General features: G+C 71.8%; 4 protein-coding genes. 3 read left to right on the top strand and 1 reads right to left on the bottom strand.

Annotated features, from left to right (window positions below):
• Positions 1-810, bottom strand: an 810-nt coding sequence (locus ACFFNX_RS44855) for a serine/threonine-protein kinase (RefSeq protein WP_378212376.1), incomplete at its 3' end; no start/stop codon positions are given.
• Between the two features lie 134 nt (positions 811-944).
• Between ACFFNX_RS44855 and ACFFNX_RS44850 the strand changes: the two genes are divergently transcribed.
• The 3 genes from ACFFNX_RS44850 to ACFFNX_RS44840 form a co-directional block, all read left to right on the top strand.
• Complete coding sequence (locus ACFFNX_RS44850) at positions 945-1,037, top strand: putative leader peptide (RefSeq protein ID WP_378212375.1); 93 nt, start codon at positions 945-947, stop codon at positions 1,035-1,037.
• A 53-nt stretch (positions 1,038-1,090) separates the two neighbouring features.
• Positions 1,091-1,543 (top strand): cysteine dioxygenase, encoded by a 453-nt coding sequence (locus ACFFNX_RS44845; protein WP_378212372.1) that lies wholly within the window; start codon positions 1,091-1,093, stop codon positions 1,541-1,543.
• A 153-nt stretch (positions 1,544-1,696) separates the two neighbouring features.
• On the top strand, positions 1,697-3,720 hold a 2,024-nt coding region (locus ACFFNX_RS44840; RefSeq protein ID WP_378212371.1), incomplete at its 3' end, for a sensor histidine kinase.

Genomic DNA, 3,720 nt, shown 5'->3' with positions numbered 1-3,720 from the left:
GCGGGCGGCGTCGGCGAGCAGTTCCGCGGCCTCCTCGGCGGTCATCCGGTCGCCGGGGTCCTTGCGCATCAGCCCGTCGACGACCGGGCGGCGCGGCTCGGCGTGGCGGGCCGGCGCGGGCTCGCCGGTGAGGATGGCGTGGAAGGTCGCGTTGGCGTTCGGGCCGCTGAAGGCACGCCGTCCCTCGACGGCGTAGAAGAGGGTCGCGCCCAGCGACCACCGGTCGGAGGCGGCGACGGCGAGCACGCCCCGCGCGCGTTCGGGCGCGGTGTAGGACGGGGCGCCCATGACGATGCCGGTGCCGGTTATCTCGTCGTCATCGCCGCCCTCCGTACTGGCGATCCCGAAGTCGCCGAGCACGACCCGGCCGTCCTCGGCGATGACGTTGCTGGGTTTCACGTCGCGGTGGAGGACGCCGCGGGCGTGCGCGGCGCGCAGGGCGTCGAGCACCCGCAGGCCGATGCGCGCGGCCCGCTCCGGCGCCATCGGGCCCTCCATGCGGATGATCTGGCTGAGGGTACGGCCCGGGACGAACTCCATGATGATCCACGGCACGCCGTCGTGCTCGACGACGTCGTGCACGGTCACCACGCCCGGGTGGGTGAGCCGCGCCGCCGACCGGGCCTCGCGGAAGGTCCGCTCCCGGTGTTCGCGGCGCTGCTCCTCCGTGAAGTGCGGTGGGAGGAACAGCTGCTTGGCGGCGACGTCGCGCCGCAGCCGGTCGTCGCGGGCCCGCCAGACCACCGCGAACCCGCCTCTGCCGATCTGCTCGATGAGTAAGTACTGCCCGGCGATCAGGCTCTCCCCCATGCGAGGAACATAACCACGACACGGGCGCCTGCCATAGGGGCCGCCGGACTCGGCATCGATGAGCGGGCGCAGGGAGTCGGCGGACGGCGGCCCTCCACGGACTCCCGATCTTTCCAGTTGACTTAGTAGGCAATATGCCTCAGGCTGGGGGAATGCATTTCTGCGCTCCTCTTCACGCGCGCCTGCACGTCGACCTTCGACGACAGGCCAGCGCGCTCTGTCGGTGACCTGAGCCCGCATGTCCTCACGGTTGACCGACGTTCGATCCAGGAGCACGACAATGACCACCGCCACCATCAGCTCGACCACGCCCCGGCTCGCCGACATCGCCCGGTCGCTCGCCGACCGATCCGAGGAGTGGCTGCACCGCGTACGTCTCAGCGCCGACGGCCGCTGGTACGAGCGCCTGCACCACGACGACGACCACGAGGTCTGGCTGATCAGCTGGCTCCCGGGACAGTCGACCGGGTTCCACGACCACGGCGACTCCGAGGGCGCCTTCACCGTCGTGCTGGGCAGCCTCGAGGAGCGCGAGCCCGGTGAGACGCGCACCGTCGACGCCGGCGGTTCGTGGGCCTTCGGCCGCGACTACGTCCACGACGTCCGCAACGCCTCGGACGCGCCCGCGGTCAGCGTGCACGTCTACTCCCCGCCGCTGAGCACGATGCGGCGTTTCGAGGAGACGCCCGACGGCCTGGTGGAGGTCGCCGTCGAGCAGACCGAGGACTGGTGACGGGGGGCGAATGCCCGCGGCCCGCGCGACCGAACGGAAGTCCGATTTGGGCGAGTTGCCACAAGGGTAACTAATGTGGTGCCATTTACCTTCTCGGGGAATTGCTCCATGGGCGGTGCCTTGGTGCACACGCGCAAAACCGATAAGGCTGTCATGGCTTCCTCCAAGCATTCCGCAAGGTCGCTGCGGCTGAGGTTGTTGGCACTGCTCCTGGTCCCGCTGCTGTCCCTCGCGGTGCTGTGGGCATTCGCCGCCTATCTCACCACCCGAGACGCACTCGGAAAGTACGAGGCGTCGACGACGTACGAGAAGGTCGCCGTGCCGGGGACCGCGCTCGCCACCGCCCTGGAGCAGGAGCGTCTCAGTGCCGCCGTCTTAGTGAGTACGACCGGTGGCGGTGAGCGTGGCGGGGTCACCACCGCACGGGCGAGCACGGACGCCGCGCAGGCGGCGTTCCGCCGGTCGGCCCTGTCCGGGGACGCTCGCCGGGCGATGAACGGGACGACGCGGCAGCGCCTGGGCGGGCTGCTCACCCAGCTCGACGGGCTGGCGGGCGTGCGGGCCAAGGTGGACGCGGGCAGCGTGGACGCCGTGGGCGTGATCAACGACTACGACGCGGTCGTCGACGCGGTCCTGCACCTGTTCGGCGGCATGGTGCTGATCAACGACCCGGACATCTACCGGCAGGGCACCGCGCTCATCTCGGTGAGCACCGCGGGCGATTTCATGATGCGCGAGAACGCGCTGGTGACGGCGGCGTTGGCCACGCGCGCCAAGCGCTTCACCGGCGCGGAGTACGCGATGTTCACCCGCAACGCCGCGAACGGGCGCTACCTGTTCGACAGCGCGATGGCCGAGGTGGGGCCGAGCCTGCGCGGACCGCTCCAGGAGCTCGCCGGCTCCGCGGAGCTCGGCACCCTCCGCAGCCTGGAGGACGCCATCGTCGCCGACGGGGCCAGGGCGTCGCTGGCGCCCCGGGAGAGGGACTGGCGCGCCACGGTCACGCCGCTGACGGCGACCTGGACGCAGACCGCCGACCGCACCGGCGCCATCCTCACCGACGAGACCAAGCCCATCGGCGACCGGATCATGTTCATGCTGTTCGCGGCCGCCGGCTTCGGCCTGCTGGCCGTCGTCTGCTCGATCGTGGTCTCGGTGCTGTTCGGCCGGAGCCTCGCCCGCGAGCTCACCGGGCTGCAGCGCGCCGCGCTCGACCTGGCGGAGGAGCGGCTCCCCCGGGTCATCAGGCGGCTCCGGGCCGGCGAGAAGGTCGACGTCGAGGCGGAGGTGCCACCGGTACGGGCCGGCCGGAGCCGGGAGGTGGTCATGGTCGCCGAGGCCCTGACCACGCTGCAACGCACCGCCGTACAGGCCGCCATCGTCGAGGCGCGGCTGCGCCAGGGCATCAACCAGGTCTTCCTCAACCTCGCGTGGCGCAGCCAGTCGCTCCTGCACCGGCAGCTCACCATGCTCGACACGATGGAGCGCCAGGCCTCCGACCCGGACGCGCTGGAGGGGCTGTTCGCGCTCGACCACCTCACCACCCGCATGCGTCGCCACGCGGAGGGACTGGTGATCCTCTCCGGGGCCGCGCCCGCCCGCGGGTGGCACAACCCGGTCGCGGTGCGCGACATCCTGCGCGCCGCGATCGCCGAGGTCGAGGACTACACCCGGGTCGTCGTCGAGGCCGCCGCGCCCGCGGCCCTGGACGGAAGCGTCGTCGCCGACATCACCCACCTGCTCGCCGAGCTCATCGAGAACGCGACCGTCTTCTCACCGCCGCCCACCCAGGTGCACGTACGGGGGGAGCTGGCGGTCAGGGGCTATGCGGTCGAGATCGAGGACCGCGGCATCGGGATGAACGAGGCCGAACTCGCCGACGCCAACCACCGGCTGGCCTACCCCCCGGAGTTCGACCTGGCCGACAGCGACCGGCTCGGCCTGTTCATCGTGGGCCGGCTGGCCGAGCGGCACGGCATCGAGGTAAGGCTGACGGCGTCGCCGTACGGCGGTGCGCGCTCCGTCGTACTGATCCCGCTCGACTTCATCGCCGGCGACGACGGGTCCGACTACGAGCAGGCGTGGCACGACGAGCCGTCCGATGACGCGGCATGGCCGGCGACGCCTCCGTGGCGGCCGCGCGGGCGGGCCATGCCGCCGCTGCCCGCGGCGGCGGG

Source organism: Actinoallomurus acaciae (assembly GCF_042429965.1).
Lineage (GTDB): Bacteria > Actinomycetota > Actinomycetes > Streptosporangiales > Streptosporangiaceae > Actinoallomurus > Actinoallomurus acaciae.
Note: the sequence above shows the minus strand (reverse complement) of the source record. Positions and strands in the feature narration are given on the sequence as shown.

Coding starts and splice junctions, on each gene's coding strand:
- ACFFNX_RS44850 (WP_378212375.1), top strand. CDS start 945: ATGCCTCAGGCTGGGGGAATGCATTTCTGCGCTCCTCTTCACGCGCGC.
- ACFFNX_RS44845 (WP_378212372.1), top strand. CDS start 1,091: ATGACCACCGCCACCATCAGCTCGACCACGCCCCGGCTCGCCGACATC.